19 protein-coding genes and 1 pseudogene are annotated in these 15,227 nt (G+C 56.9%); 5 read left to right on the top strand and 15 right to left on the bottom strand.

Features of this window, described 5'->3' with window-relative positions:
* Positions 1 to 5 precede the first annotated feature (5 nt).
* From pqqE to IM304_RS22405, 7 genes and pseudogenes are all read right to left on the bottom strand, one after another.
* Positions 6 to 1,148 (bottom strand): pyrroloquinoline quinone biosynthesis protein PqqE, encoded by a 1,143-nt coding sequence (gene pqqE, locus IM304_RS02130; RefSeq protein WP_193356167.1) that lies wholly within the window; start codon positions 1,146 to 1,148, stop codon positions 6 to 8.
* Complete coding sequence (gene pqqD, locus IM304_RS02125) at positions 1,135 to 1,413, bottom strand: pyrroloquinoline quinone biosynthesis peptide chaperone PqqD (protein ID WP_148418805.1); 279 nt, start codon at positions 1,411 to 1,413, stop codon at positions 1,135 to 1,137. The genes pqqE and pqqD overlap by 14 nt, the downstream gene beginning before the upstream one ends.
* Before the next feature lie 2 nt (positions 1,414 to 1,415).
* Positions 1,416 to 2,171, bottom strand: coding sequence for a pyrroloquinoline-quinone synthase PqqC (gene pqqC, locus IM304_RS02120; protein WP_193356166.1), 756 nt, complete (start codon positions 2,169 to 2,171; stop codon positions 1,416 to 1,418).
* A 2-nt stretch (positions 2,172 to 2,173) separates the two neighbouring features.
* Positions 2,174 to 3,091, bottom strand: a complete 918-nt coding sequence (gene pqqB, locus IM304_RS02115; protein ID WP_193356165.1) for a pyrroloquinoline quinone biosynthesis protein PqqB — start codon at positions 3,089 to 3,091, stop codon at positions 2,174 to 2,176.
* Between the two features lie 55 nt (positions 3,092 to 3,146).
* Positions 3,147 to 3,218: a pyrroloquinoline quinone precursor peptide PqqA gene (pqqA, locus tag IM304_RS02110; protein ID WP_002905689.1), complete on the bottom strand. Its 72-nt coding sequence runs from the start codon at positions 3,216 to 3,218 to the stop codon at positions 3,147 to 3,149.
* A gap of 138 nt (positions 3,219 to 3,356) precedes the next feature.
* Positions 3,357 to 4,376, bottom strand: coding sequence for a dipeptidase (locus IM304_RS02105; protein WP_193356164.1), 1,020 nt, complete (start codon positions 4,374 to 4,376; stop codon positions 3,357 to 3,359).
* A gap of 102 nt (positions 4,377 to 4,478) precedes the next feature.
* Positions 4,479 to 4,565: pseudogene (locus IM304_RS22405) on the bottom strand (DUF4113 domain-containing protein); the annotation flags it as partial.
* 64 nt (positions 4,566 to 4,629) lie between these two features.
* Between IM304_RS22405 and IM304_RS02095 the strand changes: the two are divergent.
* Entirely contained in the window at positions 4,630 to 5,076 is a 447-nt protein-coding gene (locus IM304_RS02095) for a hypothetical protein (RefSeq protein ID WP_193356163.1), read from the top strand.
* A 67-nt stretch (positions 5,077 to 5,143) separates the two neighbouring features.
* Here IM304_RS02095 and yajD read toward each other — a convergent pair whose 3' ends face one another.
* Together yajD and IM304_RS02085 are read right to left on the bottom strand one after the other, a co-directional pair.
* Positions 5,144 to 5,491 (bottom strand): HNH nuclease YajD, encoded by a 348-nt coding sequence (gene yajD / locus IM304_RS02090; RefSeq protein WP_006808895.1) that lies wholly within the window; start codon positions 5,489 to 5,491, stop codon positions 5,144 to 5,146.
* Positions 5,492 to 5,565: 74 nt separating this feature from the next.
* Complete coding sequence (locus IM304_RS02085) at positions 5,566 to 6,459, bottom strand: PhzF family phenazine biosynthesis protein (RefSeq protein WP_193356162.1); 894 nt, start codon at positions 6,457 to 6,459, stop codon at positions 5,566 to 5,568.
* A 192-nt stretch (positions 6,460 to 6,651) separates the two neighbouring features.
* On the opposite strand from IM304_RS02085, the gene IM304_RS02080 reads away from it, so the two are divergent.
* Both IM304_RS02080 and IM304_RS02075 read left to right on the top strand, forming a co-directional pair.
* Positions 6,652 to 7,686, top strand: coding sequence for an LLM class flavin-dependent oxidoreductase (locus IM304_RS02080; protein ID WP_193356161.1), 1,035 nt, complete (start codon positions 6,652 to 6,654; stop codon positions 7,684 to 7,686).
* On the top strand, positions 7,679 to 8,626 hold the full coding sequence (locus IM304_RS02075) for a zinc-dependent alcohol dehydrogenase family protein (RefSeq protein WP_193356160.1): 948 nt from the start codon (positions 7,679 to 7,681) through the stop codon (positions 8,624 to 8,626). The genes IM304_RS02080 and IM304_RS02075 overlap by 8 nt, the downstream gene beginning before the upstream one ends.
* Here the strand turns inward: IM304_RS02075 and IM304_RS02070 are convergent.
* Positions 8,623 to 9,663: an AI-2E family transporter gene (locus IM304_RS02070; protein WP_148418793.1), complete on the bottom strand. Its 1,041-nt coding sequence runs from the start codon at positions 9,661 to 9,663 to the stop codon at positions 8,623 to 8,625. The two genes, IM304_RS02075 and IM304_RS02070, sit on opposite strands and share 4 nt — an antisense overlap.
* Positions 9,664 to 10,083: 420 nt before the next feature.
* Between IM304_RS02070 and mdtJ the strand changes: the two genes are divergently transcribed.
* Together mdtJ and mdtI are read left to right on the top strand one after the other, a co-directional pair.
* Positions 10,084 to 10,446 carry a multidrug/spermidine efflux SMR transporter subunit MdtJ gene (gene mdtJ, locus IM304_RS02065; RefSeq protein WP_193356159.1) on the top strand — a complete coding sequence of 121 codons (363 nt, stop codon included), beginning with the start codon at positions 10,084 to 10,086 and terminating at the stop codon, positions 10,444 to 10,446.
* Positions 10,433 to 10,762 carry a multidrug/spermidine efflux SMR transporter subunit MdtI gene (mdtI, locus tag IM304_RS02060; RefSeq protein WP_193356158.1) on the top strand — a complete coding sequence of 110 codons (330 nt, stop codon included), beginning with the start codon at positions 10,433 to 10,435 and terminating at the stop codon, positions 10,760 to 10,762. Before mdtJ ends, mdtI begins: the two co-directional genes overlap by 14 nt.
* Positions 10,763 to 10,767: 5 nt before the next feature.
* On the opposite strand, the gene IM304_RS02055 is transcribed toward mdtI, so the two are convergent.
* The 5 genes from IM304_RS02055 to IM304_RS02040 form a co-directional block, all read right to left on the bottom strand.
* Entirely contained in the window at positions 10,768 to 11,583 is an 816-nt protein-coding gene (locus IM304_RS02055) for a serine protease (protein WP_193356157.1), read from the bottom strand.
* A gap of 101 nt (positions 11,584 to 11,684) precedes the next feature.
* Positions 11,685 to 11,768: a hypothetical protein gene (locus tag IM304_RS22400; protein WP_148419184.1), complete on the bottom strand. Its 84-nt coding sequence runs from the start codon at positions 11,766 to 11,768 to the stop codon at positions 11,685 to 11,687.
* A gap of 91 nt (positions 11,769 to 11,859) precedes the next feature.
* Complete coding sequence (gene asr, locus IM304_RS02050) at positions 11,860 to 12,165, bottom strand: acid resistance repetitive basic protein Asr (RefSeq protein WP_193356156.1); 306 nt, start codon at positions 12,163 to 12,165, stop codon at positions 11,860 to 11,862.
* Positions 12,166 to 12,313: 148 nt separating this feature from the next.
* Positions 12,314 to 13,798 carry a carboxypeptidase M32 gene (locus IM304_RS02045; protein WP_193356155.1) on the bottom strand — a complete coding sequence of 495 codons (1,485 nt, stop codon included), beginning with the start codon at positions 13,796 to 13,798 and terminating at the stop codon, positions 12,314 to 12,316.
* Positions 13,799 to 13,872: 74 nt separating this feature from the next.
* Positions 13,873 to 15,126, bottom strand: coding sequence for an MFS transporter (locus tag IM304_RS02040; RefSeq protein ID WP_193356154.1), 1,254 nt, complete (start codon positions 15,124 to 15,126; stop codon positions 13,873 to 13,875).
* Positions 15,127 to 15,227 lie beyond the last annotated feature (101 nt).

Raw genomic sequence — 15,227 nt, 5'->3', positions numbered from 1 at the left:
GGACCTCAGAGTTCCCGGGTTTTGTAGATGAGCTGGGAGCGGGTACGGTTGCGGAACTGTAGCTGGCCGATTTTCATGTCGCTACAGGCCGCTTCGCGCCGCGCTTCGAGGATTTTATGGTGATGCGGCGATTTGCTGCACACCGGATCGGCGTTGTCCGCGCTGCCGGTAAGCATAAAGGCCTGGCAGCGGCAGCCGCCGAAGTCCTTCTCCTTTTCATCGCAGGAACGACACGGCTCCGGCATCCAGTCAAAGCCGCGATAGCGGTTGAAGCCGAAGGAGTCATACCAGATGGATTCCAGGCTCTGCTCAAGCACCGAGGGGAACTCCACCGGCAGCTGGCGCGCGCTGTGGCAGGGCAGCGCCGTCCCTTCCGGGGTGACGCTGAGGAAAACCGAACCCCAGCCGCCCATGCAGCCTTTCGGCCGTTCCTCATAATAATCGGGCGTGACGAACAGCAGGTTGGTCAGATTGCCCGCGGCAGCCATTTTATGTCGGTATTCGGCAACCACCCGTTCAGCGCGGGCAATCTGTTCCCGCGTCGGCAGTAGACCCTGGCGATTAAGGAACGCCCAGCCGTAGAACTGGCAGGTGGCAAGCTCAACGTCGTCGGCGTCCAGTTCGATGCACAGCTCGATGATTTTATCGATCTGATCGATGTTATGCCGGTGCAGGACGAAGTTGAGCACCATCGGGTAATCGCGCGCCTTAACCGCTTTGGCCATCGCCAGCTTCTGCTGAAAAGCTTTTTTATTCCCCGCCAGCGCGGCGTTGAGCACCTCATCGCTGGCCTGGAAGCTTATCTGGATATGATCGAGACCGGCCTCGCTGAACGCGTCAAGCTTGCTTTCCGTCAGGCCAATTCCCGAGGTAATCAGGTTGGTATAAAAACCCAGATCGCGGGCGGCGCGAATCAGCTCAGGCAGGTCTTTACGCGTGAGCGGTTCGCCGCCGGAGAAGCCCATCTGCACGCTGCCCATTGCCCGCGCCTGGCGGAAAACGTCGATCCACTGTTCGGTGGTGAGCTCCCGATCCTGCCGGGCAAAATCTAGCGGGTTAGAGCAGTAGGGGCACTGTAGCGGGCAGCGGTAGGTCAGCTCCGCCAGCAGCCACAGCGGTGGATTGACGGCGGTTTTATTCTGGCTCACGGAAAATTATCCACTTCTGTTGGTAAGCAATTTGCAGGAATTCAACGACGTCGTCATCGACGCCGCCGGCTTCCGGGAACCGCTCGTTGAGTTCGGCAATAATCGCAGCCGCATCGCGCTGGCCGTCAACCAGCTCGAGGATCGCGGCCGCGGTTTCATTAAGTTTAGCCATCCCTTCCGGATAGAGGATCACATGGCTGTCCTGAGCGGCTTCCCACTGCAGGCGATAGCCACGGCGAAAGGCGACGATTGCGTTCTTTTTCATGCTTATACCAGTCGGGTTGTGTGCCAGGCCGCTTTGTCGGTGACCGTGTGATAGGGAGGGCGCTTCAGCGCGTAGGCCATGGTCATCGCGTCGAGCATCGTCCAAAGGATATCGAGCTTGAACTGCAGGATCTCCAGCATCCGATTCTGCTTCTCTGCGCTATCGCAGTAGGTTTTCGCCAGTTCCAGGCCATGCTCAACGTCGCGGCGGGCCTGGCTGAGGCGGCTGCGGAAATAAAAATAGCCTTCCTCTTTGATCCACGGATAGTGTTGCGGCCAGCTGTCGAGACGCGACTGGTGAATTTGCGGGGCAAACAGCTCGGTCAGCGAGCTGCAGGCCGCCTCCTGCCAGCAGGCGCGGCGGGCGAAGTTAACGTAAGCCTCAACGGCGAAACGGACGCCGGGCAGCACGTGGCGTTCGCTGATTAAGTCGTCGCGGCTAAGCCCTACGGCTTCGCCCAGCTGAAGCCAGGCTTCGATACCGCCGTCATGGCCGTTGCTGCCGTCATGGTCGAGGATCCGCTGCACCCACTTGCGACGCGTGTGCGGATCGGGGCAGTTTGCCATGATTGCCGCGTCTTTCAGCGGAATGGTGGTCTGGTAGTAAAAGCGGTTCGCCACCCAGCCCTGGATCTGCTCGCGGCTGGCCTCGCCGTTGTGCATCGCGATATGGTATGGATGGTGAATATGATAGTAGGCGCCTTTCGCCCGCAGGGCGTGTTCAAACTCTTGCGGCGACAGCGTTTCGCGAATGTGCATAGTTAGTCCTGAAGCGTAATGTTCATCCCGTCCCAGCTCACCTCTATTCCCTGCTCTGCAAGGGCGTGACGCTGCGGCGATTGCTCGTTAAGGATCGGGTTGGTGTTATTAATATGAATCAGAATTTTGCGCCTGGCCGGCAGGGAGGCCAGCAGCGCCATCATGCCGTGTTCATCCCCGAGCGCCAGGTGGCCCATGTCGCGACCGGTATTGCGCCCGACGCCGGCGGCCTGTAGCTCATCGTCCTGCCAGACGGTACCGTCAATCAGCAGACAGTCCGCCTTGTTTAGCCACGGCAGGATGGCATCGTCGGGTTCGCCGAGTCCCGGGGCGTAGAACAGCGTCTGGCCGTTACGGCGGTTTTTGATAAACAGCGCCACGTTATGGCCCGGCAGCGGGCGGTCGCGCCACGGGGAATAGGGCGGCGCGTTACTGGCAATGGGGACAGCGGTAAACTCCAGGTCCGGGCAGGCTTCCACGCTAAACGGGCTGAGCGGGGCGATGGGATGATGAATCAGGCCGCCGTTCCAGTGCTTTAGCATGGTAAAAATCGGAAAACCGCTGGAGAGATCCTCATGCACCTCCGGCGTACACCATACGTGATGCGGGCATCCCTCGCGCAGGCTGAGCAGCCCGGTGGTGTGGTCAATCTGGCTATCGGTAAGGATAATGCCGCCGATATGCGTCCCGCGCAGAACGCCTTTCTTATTCAGTTCCGGCGTATGCGCGATCTGCTGGGCGATATCGGGGGAGGCGTTACACAGCACCCACTCTTTGCCGTCATCGCTGACGATGATGGACGACTGGGTGCGGGGGGTAGCCTGGATGGTGCCGTTGCGTAAACCCTGACAGTTGGCGCAGTTACAGTTCCACTGGGGGAAACCGCCGCCGGCGGCGGAGCCGAGGACTTTAATAAACATGGAGATGGACCAGGTAGTCAAACGAAAATGCCCGCACGGATGGCGGGCAGAGCGATTAGCGGTTGGAAATGTACAGCGTCACTTCCAGGCCAAGACGTAAATCAATAAAAGCAGGTTTCTTCCACATCGTTTTTTCCTCTATAAAAATACGGCACTAACACCATCGTTTGTGCCGGTTTTGTGATATCCATCAAATAATGCGCTACAGAGGGGTAAAGCTCAACCCGCAAAATGTAAGGAATTAACTTAATGTTTACAATACAACCTATTGTTGCCAAACATTTTTTAATACCTTTTGCCAGTTGCCCCACAGCAGCTTATCCAGCATTAATTGATCATAGCCGCTAGCGCGCAACGCGCTGATTAGCCGCGGTAAACCACTCACGTCGCCTAACTCATCAGGCAGCGTAATGCCGTCAAAGTCCGATCCCAGCGCGACGCAATCGTCACCCATGATGTTAATAAGATAGTCGATATGGCGAACAATAGTGCTCAGCGGGGTGTCGCTATCGCGTTTACCGTCGGCGCGCAGAAAGGCATTGCCGAAATTTACGCCCACCACGCCGCCGCTGTTGCGGATAGCCAGCAGCTGCCGATCGGTTAAATTACGCGGCTGCGGGCACAGCGTGTGGGCGTTGGAGTGGGTGGCGACCAGCGGTGCCGAGGAATGGCGGGCGGTATCCCAGAACGCCTTTTCATTCATATGCGAGACGTCAATCAGCATGTTCAGGGCGTTAGCCTGCCTGATGAAGGCGATACCTTCCGGGGTGAGTCCAGGACCGCTGTCCGGGCTGCCGGGAAAGGCGCCGTTTACGCCGGTGCCAAAGCGGTTAGCAATATTCCAGAATGGACCAATGCTGCGCACGCCGGCGGCATAAAAAGCATGCAGGTCGTCTCCGTCACTGTCGAAACCGCCCGCGCCCTCAATATGCGCCACCATCGCCAGCACCTTGTCCTGACGGCAGCGTTCAATATCCGCCGCGCTCAGGCACAGTCGCGCGCGGCCAGCAGATTGCGCGACGATCTGCTTAAGGATCGCCAGCTGCTGCCAGAGAATGTCGACCGGCTGCCACGGCTCGTCGGCGTGCTGCGGCGCCATGCGGGCGATATACGCCTGCGGCGGCACGAAGAGGGCAAACAGCCCGCCGGAAAATCCGCCCTGCTGCATGCGCGGATAATCGAGATGTCCGTTCCCGATGCCCGAAAAGAAGGCCGTAACCGGATCCTGGCGATGGTGAAGCCAAAGATTAAGCAACAGGTCGTTGTGACCATCAAAAATCGCCATAGCGCATCCCACTGTGTTGTTGCTAGGAAAGTTGCCCGGCACGATAACCGATTTGTCCCGTCCGGCAAGGAGAAATTTACAACCTGGCAGCAATTATTAATATCACTTAACCGTAAGGAGATCGGCACATCGCGTTGCGTGCCGGGGCGAAAGCATTTCCGATTCCATCCGCCATTGCTGCGCATTCGTTCCCTGGGCTACCGGCCTACGCTATACTCCTCCACTTAGCATTATGCGTGGCAGGTAACGAAATATGCGGGAGAGCATTAACTTACTTTTCGTGGTGCTGTCTTTTGCGGCACTGATTATGCTGATGCGCTTTTTCGTCAGGCGTATTCGGCATCCAAAGCGTATCGTTGCCGACAGTCGGGGATTGAAAAAAATCTCTACCCATCCTTTCTGGTTTGGCGGATCGTCAGGTAAAACCTACTATTATGATGAGCAGTATTTATACGAGGTTATAAAGGGTGATGCCCGTAAAATTGCGCTTGCGGCTATCGTAAAAATTAAGCCGGGATCGATAGTGGTAAATAACAGGCGGCTCTGGTCTGTGAGCTATCTTGAGGGAGCCGGTGAAAAACAGGTGCAGTTTTATAATAATCTGACGGTGTTTAATCAAAACTTCGCTGCTTTTTTAGAGACTGTAAAACGCGTGAATCCTGAAGCCGATATTAAGGCCGTCTCCTTGTTCAACCTATGACTGGAATACATCACCTTTCTTTTACTGACTGCCCATACGGCAGGTATGGGCAGTAAAGCCGTCGATATTATTTCTTCTTGTTCATCATCGCTTTTAAATCGGCGAAGGGGTTAAACGTGGCGACGCCAACGTCTTTTTGCGCATCCTCACCCGCGACAACGGTGGTGCCATACTGGTCCGCCTCGGTGTACTTCGAGTGTTCGTGATCGTGGCAAAACAGACACAGCAGCTCCCAGTTACTGCCGTCTTCCGGGTTGTTGGTGTGATCGTGGTCGATATGGTGAACCGTAAGTTCACGAAGATTCGAATAAACAAACTCGCGCGAGCAGCGTCCGCAAACCCATGGGTAGATTTTTAGCGCTTTTTCACGGTATCCGCTTTCCAGCCGTGCGTAGTTTTTGGGGATAAGAGCCATTGCTGAAGTACCTGTCAGAAAAATATCGTGCCAATATAGCCCATAAGGGAAAGGAAGGGGAATTCGTCCCGGCGTCAGAGCGTAAAAGTGCCTTCAAACGTAATGACACATTTCCCGCCTACTCGAACAACTGCCTCTCCTGATGAAGCATCGTATTCCGCAAACAGTACGCTTGCTCGTCCCATATCAACGCCCTGGCTGACCTTCAGTGAAAGCGTTGTTTTGTCACAATGCAATGCCAGTAATGCCGTGGCTGCTGCGGTTGCGCTGCCTGTTGCGGGATCTTCCGTCATACGGGGAGTAAACATACGCGCCTGTAGATCAAAGTTCTCATCCGAAGCCTTATCCAGCGTGTATGCGTAGACAGAGACCGCGCCGTCAAGCGGCAGAATGGCGCGAAAGCCCTGTAAATTAGGAACGCACCGACGAAGCGCATCGCGGGTGGTCAGTTCCGCGATCAAAAAAGGCAGACCCACCGACGCAACGACGGGTTTATGCACCTTCGTGCGAATATCATCCGGACTTAATGAGAGGCAGGCAGCGACGTTTTCTGCACTGACTTCAGAGCGGCAGGTGAGCGCTTCGGGCACTAACAGTTCTGCGCCCGTCACCACGTTGTTCTCTGTTAATAGCCGCACCGGCACCCGCCCTGCTATCTCTTCGAAGTGCAACGTGTCGGGCAACGTTTTTCCGTTCAGCATAGCGTTGCGTCCTAGCACGTAGGCAGTTCCAACGTTGGGGTGTCCGGCAAAAGGGATCTCGCGGGAAGGGGTAAATATCCGCACGCGCGCCGTACAAGAGTCGTTTTCTGGCGGCAGCACAAATGTCGTTTCGCTGTAGCCAAATTCAACGGCAACCTGCTGCATCTGTTCAGCGCTCATACCTTCAGCATCGAGGACAACGGCGACCGGGTTACCGAGGAAAGGGGTATCTGTAAAAACATCTGCAACGATATAGCGTCTTTTCATTAGATGGTCCGCATGGCAGGGATTAGCTTTCAGTAATAACGCTAAATCAAGCAGATAACCAGTGTATTATAGGTTCAGGTCTGATGGCTTTAGTCAGTTTATTTGAACCATTCCGTTAAATAATCACCATTTATTCTCATCCGTGTATGCGTAAAGTAGGGATTACGCAATGCTTCATCAGGATACGTCATTATGAAAAAGATCGGATTTTTGTCGTTTGGCCACTGGACGCCGTCCTCCCAGTCCGCCACGCGAAGCGCGGCAGACGCGCTGCTGCAGTCTATCGACCTGGCGGTTGCTGCCGAGGAGCTGGGGGCGGACGGGGCGTATTTCAGGGTGCATCACTTTGCCCGCCAGCTCGGCTCCCCGTTCCCGCTGCTGGCTGCGATAGGCGCAAAAACCAGGCGTATCGAAATCGGTACGGGCGTGATCGACATGCGCTATGAAAATCCGCTGTATATGGCGGAGGATGCCGGTGCGGCCGATCTGATTTCTGGCGGACGGCTACAGCTTGGCATCAGCCGCGGCTCCCCGGAGCAGGTGATTGACGGCTGGCGGCATTTTGGCTATGTGCCGCAGGATGGCGAAAACGAATCCGATATGGCGCGCCGCCACACGGAGGTGCTGCTTGACGTCCTGCGCGGTGAGGGGTTTGCAAAACCGAATCCACAGCCGATGTTTCCGAATCCGCCGGGGCTGCTGCGACTCGAGCCGCACTCGGACGGCCTGCGTGAACGTATCTGGTGGGGCGCGGGCTCAAATGCAACAGCAGTATGGGCGGCAAAGCTGGGGATGAATCTGCAAAGCTCAACGCTGAAAGACGATGAAACCGGCGAGCCGTTCCACATCCAGCAGGCAAAACAGATCCGCGCCTACCGGCAGGCCTGGGCTGATGCGGGGCACGCGCGACAGCCACGCGTTTCGGTCAGCCGCAGCATTTTTGCCCTGATGGACGATCGTGACCGGATGTATTTCGGTTCAGGCCGCAATGAGAGCGACAGCGTGGGCTATCTGGATGAAAAAACGCGGGCAATCTTTGGCCGCAGCTACGCCGCGGAGCCAGACAGGCTGATTGAACAGCTGAAGCAGGATGAAGCGATCGCGGAAGCGGATACGCTATTGCTCACCGTGCCAAATCAGCTCGGCGTGGAGTACAACGCGCACGTTATTGAGTCCATCCTGAAGCACGTCGCTCCTGAAATGGGCTGGCGGGACGGCAATGCATAACCTGTCTCTCTGGTATCGCCGTTTTGGCGAGCCTGAATCGGTACTCCAGGCAGAATCCGCCGCGCTCTGTGCGCTAAAGCCGGGAGATCTGCGGGTGCGCATGCTTTTTGCTCCGGTCAACGCCTCCGATCTCATCCCCGTTACCGGAGCGTATCGCCACCGCACGCCGCTGCCTGCGGTCGCCGGTTATGAAGGCGTCGGCGTAGTGGCTGAAGCGCCCGCGGCTTACGCGGCGCTGCTCGGTAAGCGGGTGCTGCCGCTGCGCGGGCAGGGAACCTGGCAGCGCTACGTCGACTGCCCGGCAGAATATGCCGTTCCCGTTCCGGACGACGTCGACTCGCTGCTTGCCGCGCGCGCCTATATCAACCCGCTTGCCGCGCAGATGATGCTGGACCGCTATCCTGCGAGCGGGAAAACGGTGCTGCTCACCGCCGCCGGCTCGGACTGCGCCATCCTTCTTGGCCAGTGGGCGCGCCGGGCGGGGGCAGAAGCCGTTTACGGCATCCATCGTTCAGCGGTACATGCCGGGCGCCTGGCTGATATGGGGATCGTCCCGATCGCACAGCACGACCGGGAGGCGATCAACGCCGCGGCCTCTCGGGCGGACGTGGTGTACGACGCCACGGGCGGTAGCCTGGCGGAGACGATTCTGAGCGTGATGCCTGAAAGGGGGACGTTTGTCTGCTACGGGCTGCTCTCCGGGCAGACCTTCCGGCAGCAGCGGGCGTTGCCGCGCGTGGCCTGGTTTCATATCCGCAACTATCTGGACAGCCTCAGCGCAGGGGCGTGGCAGGCGGAGTTTCAGCGTATCTGGCCTGAACTGCGCGCCAGCCGGTGCAGCGATGTCGCCCTTCACCCTCTGCCGGAATGGCAGAGGGCACTGGGTTACTATCGCGAAGCGGGAAGAGCGGGCAAGCCCGTGCTGTCGATGGAGGATTAATCGGCCCTGTGGCTCATATCGCTCAGCAGAACCGCGATACTTTGCCCACCAGCCGTCTGCTCAAGGCCAATTTTGACGATAATGGTCAGCGGAACGGAGAGCAGCATGCCGACAGGCCCGAGCAGCCAGCCCCAGAATATCAGGGACAGGAAAACAACGAGGGTGGAAAGCCCCAGCCCGCGTCCCATCATTCGTGGCTCAAGAATGTTCCCGAAGACGAGGTTAATCACCAGATAGCCCGCCAGCAGGATCAGCGCGTCGTATAATCCGCTAAAAACCAGAGTCTGAAGGATAGGGGGGATCGCCGCCAGCACGGAGCCGATGTTGGGGATGTAGTTAAGCGCAAAGGCCAGCAGCCCCCAGACGAAGGCAAAACGCACGTCCAGCGCGACGAGCATCCCCCAGACCACGATCCCCGTCACCAGGCTGATGGCCGTTTTCAGCACCAGATAGCGTGAGACGCTGTCGAGCGCGCGCTGAATGGCGCCCATTCCTTCAACCGGACGAACCATAAGGTGCTGAAGCTTTGCGGGCAGTTGCGGGACTTCCAGCAGCATAAATACTACCGTCAGGAACAGCAGGAAAATGGAGGTCATCGCGTTAGACAGCTGCGCCAGCAGGCTGGTCACAATCGTCATGGCGGCATTCGGATCGATGTACTTAAGCAGCTCCTCAACCGAAACTTCGATGCCTGCCCGCTGCAGCCAGGGCTCAATTTGCAGCAGCGGGATCGCCAGCGAGGAGCGATACTTCGGCAACGTTCGCGCCAGCTCGTTCAGGGACGTTCCCAGATAGGCCACCAGCAAAACCATCGCAACGATAATAATGCTGATAAGCAGGCTTATCGCCAGCACGCGAGGAATGCGCAGCCGCACCATCCGCTGCACCAGCGGGTTGAGGATCACCGCGATAAACAGCGCCAGGATAAAGGGCACGATGATATCGGCCGCGAAGCGGACCCCGGTTAAAACGATCGTCAGCATGCCCAGCATGATGACGATCTTAAGCCCGTTGAGGGTAATAATGGGTTTAGCCATGAACGTTCCCAAAAAGTTTTTATTAATAATAGAGGGTAAAGCGGTTGCAATAAACTAACCAAAATCAAACGGAGTGGGTAAAGAAGTGAAAAGACTTTGAGTAATTTCCTGGCTTATGATACAAATCAGGCGTGTTCAACTACTGAGGACAATTTTCATCCGCAAAGACGAGAAGCAAGACCGCGGATAATTGTAATTTTATGGACAATTTGTTCAGGACGTATTTTTCAAACAACTCTGCTCTGTTTTCTACCTCCCTCTGCCTTCTTTCCGGTGAGCAACACTGGCGTTCCGCGCTATAGTCACGTCTTCTGCCTGAGCTGGCGCTATGCGCTTAGCTAACTGATTTAATTCCCTATTTTTTTGGTTTGCTGCCCGCAGCGAGCCTCGATGGATTATATTCTCAAGCAGGAGAAAAACATGTTTTACTGGATTTTATTAGCTCTGGCTATCGTCGCTGAAATTACCGGCACCTTGTCGATGAAATGGGCGAGCGTCAGTGACGGCAGCACCGGTTTTATTTTGATGCTGGTGATGATTACGCTTTCCTATATTTTTCTCTCTTTCGCGGTTAAAAAAATCGCGCTCGGCGTGGCCTACGCATTGTGGGAAGGTATCGGTATTTTGCTGATTACGCTGTTCAGCGTGCTGTTATTTGACGAAACCCTGACGACGATGAAAATTGCCGGTCTGACGACCCTGGTAGCAGGAATCGTGCTGATTAAATCGGGTACCCGCAAGCCGGCTAAACAGCAGAAGGAGCAGACCCATGCAGCAGTTTGAATGGATCCACGCGGCCTGGCTGGGGTTCGCGATCGTTCTGGAAATAATGGCTAACGTCTTTCTGAAGTTTTCTGACGGTTTCCGTCGTAAAGCCTACGGCCTGTTATCGATTGCCGCGGTGCTGGGGGCGTTCAGCGCCCTGTCACAGGCGGTAAAAGGCATCGATCTTTCCGTCGCCTATGCGCTGTGGGGCGGCTTTGGTATCGCCGCCACCCTGGCAGCAGGCTGGATTATGTTTGGCCAGCGTTTAAACAATAAAGGCTGGATTGGGCTGGTACTGCTGCTCACAGGCATGATCATGATTAAGCTCGCCTGAGCAATCTACTGCTGCGCCAGCGCCTCCAGCCTGTCGCGGAAGCCGGTCACTGACAGCGCCCGGTTATCGGCCCGCCAGCGATCTTTCGCTGCCGGCGCCGAGCTTTGAACGCCAATCAGCTGCCAGCCCTTATCGGTTTTTAGCATCAGCGGCGATCCGCTGTCACCCGGCAGCGTATCGCACTGATGCGACAGCACGCTGCTTTGCGCCCAGCCCGTTACCATGCAGTCCGTATGGGTGTACAGCGAATCGAGGTGATCGACAGGATAGCCTGCCTGCGTCACTTTTCGATCGGCGGCCTTCAGGGCTTCAGTAAGTGCGGCTTTGTCGCCATCAAAAAGCGGCAGCGGGGCGATCCCGGACGGCGGATAGCGTAAGGCAATGAGGCCGAAATCCCAGGATGCCGCGCCCGGCGGCACAATCCAGCCGTCACCGTCCGCTTTTAACCGTTTACCGAGTGACGGATCCACCCGGCCCTCGATACCGTGAATTTCATAACGCCATATCCCTTTTTGCGACACAAAGCGCAGGGCGATCGCCTTGTCCGGCTTGCCCTCGGGCGGCATTAACAGGCAGTGTCCCGCCGTCAGCGCCAGGTGTGGCGTAATTAGCGTTGCTGTACATAAATTGCCGCTGGCGGTTTCCAGCTGCCCGATGGCATCCCAGGGGGAGTCGGTAGGATCGGTGACACGCGTGCGGTCGTCATGACCAAAAAACAGCGTCTTAACCTCTTTAGCGCTAATGGCGTCGCCATCATCCGCATGTGAAAAGCCCGCAAAGAGGCTAAACGTTCCCAGTAACAGCACAACAGATTTACGCATATCACACTCTGGTGGGGTAATTATGATTATTAAAAGTGAACCCTATGAAAATACTATAGACGGGACAGCGGGAAAGTGGGAGTAAAATCAGCGTGCTACATTCAGGAAAGATAAAAACGGCTGGCAACGAGCGCGCATAAAATTAGCAGGATAAGAATGAACTCAAACCGATAGCGCCGCAGCATACGCCCTCCGGATAAAAAAACGGCGCTGACCTGTTTCCCGTTCAGCGCCGGTTTACCAGCGTGCCCCGAAGGGCACGGTTAAGCCTGTACCTTACGCTGCCGGCTGTGCAGCAGGTTTAGCCGCTTCGTGTTTTACCGCTTTCTTGTGATGCTTTTTAGCGGCCTGGGCTTTCTGCTCTGCCGCAGGTTTGGTTGCCTTCTTGTGGTGCTTTTTCGCCGCCTGAGCCTTCTGTTCTGCCGCAGGTTTTGCTGCTTTGTGGTGTTTTTTATGGTGAACCGCTTTGGCCGGAGCGGCGGTGGCTGCCGCAGGCGCTGCGGTGGCGGTAGTTTCCGCCGCGAATGCAGCAGAAGACAGACCCATAGCAGCGGCAACAACCAGAGCTAATACTTTTTTCATTTTCATACCCTCGAATTTGGTTTTTCAGTTAACCCCACTGCGGGGCCGTTGAAATAACTATATCCCTGTAAATTCGGGGTTTCCGTGAGTGATTGGTATCGGCGTGTAACCGTATGTACACGCCGGGGTTTAACCCCGGCGCGGTCGATTACAGGTAGCGGGAAGTCAGATGTTCGCGGAAGTATCGACTGTTCAGATCTTCCCCCGTCGCCTGGATAATTAACTGCGAGGTGCTGAAGCGGCTGCCGTGCTGCCAGATATTCTGACGCAGCCACTCAAAGAGCGCCGTGAAATCGCCGCCGGCAATGGAGTCCTGCAACCCTGGCAGCGCGGTTTTCGCGGCATGGAACAGCTGTGCCGCATACATTGCCCCCAGCGTATAGGACGGGAAGTAGCCAAAACCGCCGTCGGTCCAGTGGATATCCTGCATGCAGCCGTTGCGGTAGTTGTCTTTGGTGGACAGCCCAAGCCAGGCCTGCATTTTTTCATCCCACAGGGCGGGGATATCATCGACCTCGATTTCGCCGTTGATCAGCGCGCGCTCAATCTCGTAGCGCAGCACCACATGCGCCGGGTAGCTGACTTCATCCGCGTCAACGCGAATGTATCCCGGCTTCACGCGCTGGTTCCAGGCAATGAAGTTTTCTTCGCTGAATGCCGCCTGGCTGCCGAAGCGGGCATGCACCGCCGGAAGCAGATGCTTCAGGAACGCATCGCTGCGGCCAAGCTGCATCTCGAAAAACAGGCTCTGGGATTCGTGTATCGCCGTAGAGCGCGCCAGCGCAACGGGCTGACCGGCCCATGCCCGGGGAAGGTTTTGCTCGTAGCGGGCATGTCCCGTTTCGTGGATCACCCCGAAAAGCGCGCTGAGCAGCTCATCCTCATCATAACGTGTGGTGATTCGCACGTCCTCCGGCACGCCGCCGCAGAACGGATGGGCGCTGACGTCCAGACGACCGCCGTTAAAATCGAAGCCAAGCATTTTCATTGCTTCCAGACCCAGCTCGCGCTGGGTTGCGGTCGGGAAGGGGCTCTGTGGCGGAACGAACGAATGCTGGGCCTGCTTTTCCACCACCTTTGCCAGCAGATCCGGCAGCCACGACTTCATGTCGCCAAACAGCACGTACAGGCGGGCGCTGGTCATGTCCGGCTCAAAAATATCCAGCAGCGCGTCGTAAGGCGTGCAGCCTTTGGCATCGGCACGCAGGCGGGCTTCTTCACGACTGAGTTTCACCACCTCCTTCAGGTTGGCAGAGAAGCCCTGCCAGTCGTTGGCCGGACGCTGGGTGCGCCAGGCGTGCTCGCACCTGCTGCCTGCCAGCGATTTGGCCTCCACCAGCGATTCCGGCAGCAGCGTCGCCTGCTGGTAGTGACGCGTCATTTCACGCAGGTTGGCCTGCTCAACGTCGTTCAGATCTTCTTCTGCCGCCGCGGACAGCCATTCGCCCACTTTTTTATCGGTCAGGATCTGATGTTGCAGGACGCTCATCTCCGCCAGCGCTTCACCCCGCGCGGCGCTGCCGCCTGGCGGCATCATGGTGAACATGTCCCAGCTGGCGATGGAGGTGAGGTGAGAGAAGCGTGAGAGGCGCTGGAAGGTGCGGGTGAGCTGTTGATAGTTATTGTTTTTCATGAAGTCCTCGTGTCTGAATCAGCCGATGACAAAAATTAGCATCGGCTCGATTTAAACACGAAGAGGAAGGAATGTTAATGCAGACGTTTATGCAGGCTGGCGCCCACCAGCAGCGCAGCGCACAGCATCAGGGCAATAAACCCGCCCACGCCGTTCCAGCCGTAGCGATGCCAGAACACGCCGCCGAGCGTACCGGCAATGCTGGAACCGAGGTAATAGCTAAACAGATACAGCGACGACGCCTGGCCTTTGGCGCGGCGCGCGCGCGGGCCAATCCAGCTGCTGGCAACGGAATGCGCGGCAAAGAATCCGGCGGAGAAGAGCAGCATGCCGGCAAAAATCAGCCAAAGGGAGGAGAAAAGCGTCATCAGCAGCCCGAACAGCATTACGGCGGTGGACGCCAGCATCACCGGACCGCGGCCGTAGCGAGCCGTCATGGCCCCGGCTTTTGGCGAACTCCAGGTTCCGGTGAGATACGCAACGGAGAGCAAACCGACCAGCGCCTGGCTGAGATGCCACGGAGAGAGCATCAGACGATAGCCAATATAGTTGAACAGCGTCACGAACGAGCCCATCAGCAGGAATCCGGTCAGGAACAAACGCGGCAATCCCTTATCGCGCCAGTGCAGGCGGAAGTTGATAAACAGCGTTTTCGGGCGCAGGGAGGTAGGGCGGAAATGGTGCGATTCCGGCAGTATTTTCCAGAACATCAGCGCCGAGGCGAGCGCGAAGCAGCCGATAACCGCCAGGGCAATGCGCCAGTTAAAGAAATCCGTAAACACGCCGCTCAGCAGGCGTCCGCTCATCCCGCCGATAGAGTTCCCGCTGATGTACAGCCCCATGGAAAAGGCCACAAAACTCGGGTGGATCTCTTCGCTGAGGTAGGTCATCCCCACCGCCGCCACGCCGCTGAGGGAGAGGCCAATCAGCGCGCGCGCGATCAGAATGCCGTGCCAGCTGGTCATCATAGTGGACAGCAGGGTACAGACGGAGGCCAGCATTAACGCCGTTACCATGACCTGCTTGCGGCCGATAGCGTCCGACAGTGGCCCGGTAAACAGCAGGCCAATCGCCAGCATCCCGGTTGAGATGGAGAGAGAAATACTGCTGCTGGCCGGCGACACGCCAAACTCATGCGACAGGACCGGCAGAATAGGCTGTACGCAGTAGAGCAGGGCAAAGGTGGCGAGACCTGCGGAAAAGAGCGCCAGGGTGACGCGCATAAACTGCGGTGTACCACGCTTAATAAACTGAACCGGCTGCGGTGCTGCGGGTAAGGCATCAATGTCGCTTGCCGGCGCGACATCAACAGCTGTTGTACGACTCACACGTAATCCTTGCTTAAACATCCCCGTGATTTCTGGTGACGGGTATGACCACAGGATCAGGGTAGGAAAATGTAAATATTCTGTCTAATATATTAATAATC

Origin of the sequence: Enterobacter cloacae complex sp. P40C2, assembly GCF_014930695.1 — a bacterium.
Lineage (GTDB): Bacteria > Pseudomonadota > Gammaproteobacteria > Enterobacterales > Enterobacteriaceae > Enterobacter > Enterobacter pasteurii.
The sequence above is the reverse complement of the archived record's forward strand: the minus strand, read 5'-3'. Positions and strand labels throughout refer to the sequence as shown.

Excerpts from the sequence above, each read along its gene's own strand:
- mdtJ (WP_193356159.1), top strand. The coding sequence starts at position 10,084 with ATGTTTTACTGGATTTTATTAGCTCTGGCTATCGTCGCTGAAATTACC.
- IM304_RS02085 (WP_193356162.1), bottom strand. The coding sequence starts at position 6,459 with ATGAAAAGACGCTATATCGTTGCAGATGTTTTTACAGATACCCCTTTC.
- IM304_RS22400 (WP_148419184.1), bottom strand. The coding sequence starts at position 11,768 with ATGCTGCGGCGCTATCGGTTTGAGTTCATTCTTATCCTGCTAATTTTA.
- IM304_RS02095 (WP_193356163.1), top strand. The coding sequence starts at position 4,630 with ATGCGGGAGAGCATTAACTTACTTTTCGTGGTGCTGTCTTTTGCGGCA.
- pqqD (WP_148418805.1), bottom strand. The coding sequence starts at position 1,413 with ATGAAAAAGAACGCAATCGTCGCCTTTCGCCGTGGCTATCGCCTGCAG.
- asr (WP_193356156.1), bottom strand. The coding sequence starts at position 12,165 with ATGAAAAAAGTATTAGCTCTGGTTGTTGCCGCTGCTATGGGTCTGTCT.
- pqqB (WP_193356165.1), bottom strand. The coding sequence starts at position 3,091 with ATGTTTATTAAAGTCCTCGGCTCCGCCGCCGGCGGCGGTTTCCCCCAG.
- yajD (WP_006808895.1), bottom strand. The coding sequence starts at position 5,491 with ATGGCTCTTATCCCCAAAAACTACGCACGGCTGGAAAGCGGATACCGT.
- pqqC (WP_193356166.1), bottom strand. The coding sequence starts at position 2,171 with ATGCACATTCGCGAAACGCTGTCGCCGCAAGAGTTTGAACACGCCCTG.
- IM304_RS02080 (WP_193356161.1), top strand. The coding sequence starts at position 6,652 with ATGAAAAAGATCGGATTTTTGTCGTTTGGCCACTGGACGCCGTCCTCC.
- IM304_RS02045 (WP_193356155.1), bottom strand. The coding sequence starts at position 13,798 with ATGAAAAACAATAACTATCAACAGCTCACCCGCACCTTCCAGCGCCTC.
- IM304_RS02105 (WP_193356164.1), bottom strand. The coding sequence starts at position 4,376 with ATGGCGATTTTTGATGGTCACAACGACCTGTTGCTTAATCTTTGGCTT.
- IM304_RS02070 (WP_148418793.1), bottom strand. The coding sequence starts at position 9,663 with ATGGCTAAACCCATTATTACCCTCAACGGGCTTAAGATCGTCATCATG.
- IM304_RS02055 (WP_193356157.1), bottom strand. The coding sequence starts at position 11,583 with ATGCGTAAATCTGTTGTGCTGTTACTGGGAACGTTTAGCCTCTTTGCG.
- mdtI (WP_193356158.1), top strand. The coding sequence starts at position 10,433 with ATGCAGCAGTTTGAATGGATCCACGCGGCCTGGCTGGGGTTCGCGATC.
- IM304_RS02075 (WP_193356160.1), top strand. The coding sequence starts at position 7,679 with ATGCATAACCTGTCTCTCTGGTATCGCCGTTTTGGCGAGCCTGAATCG.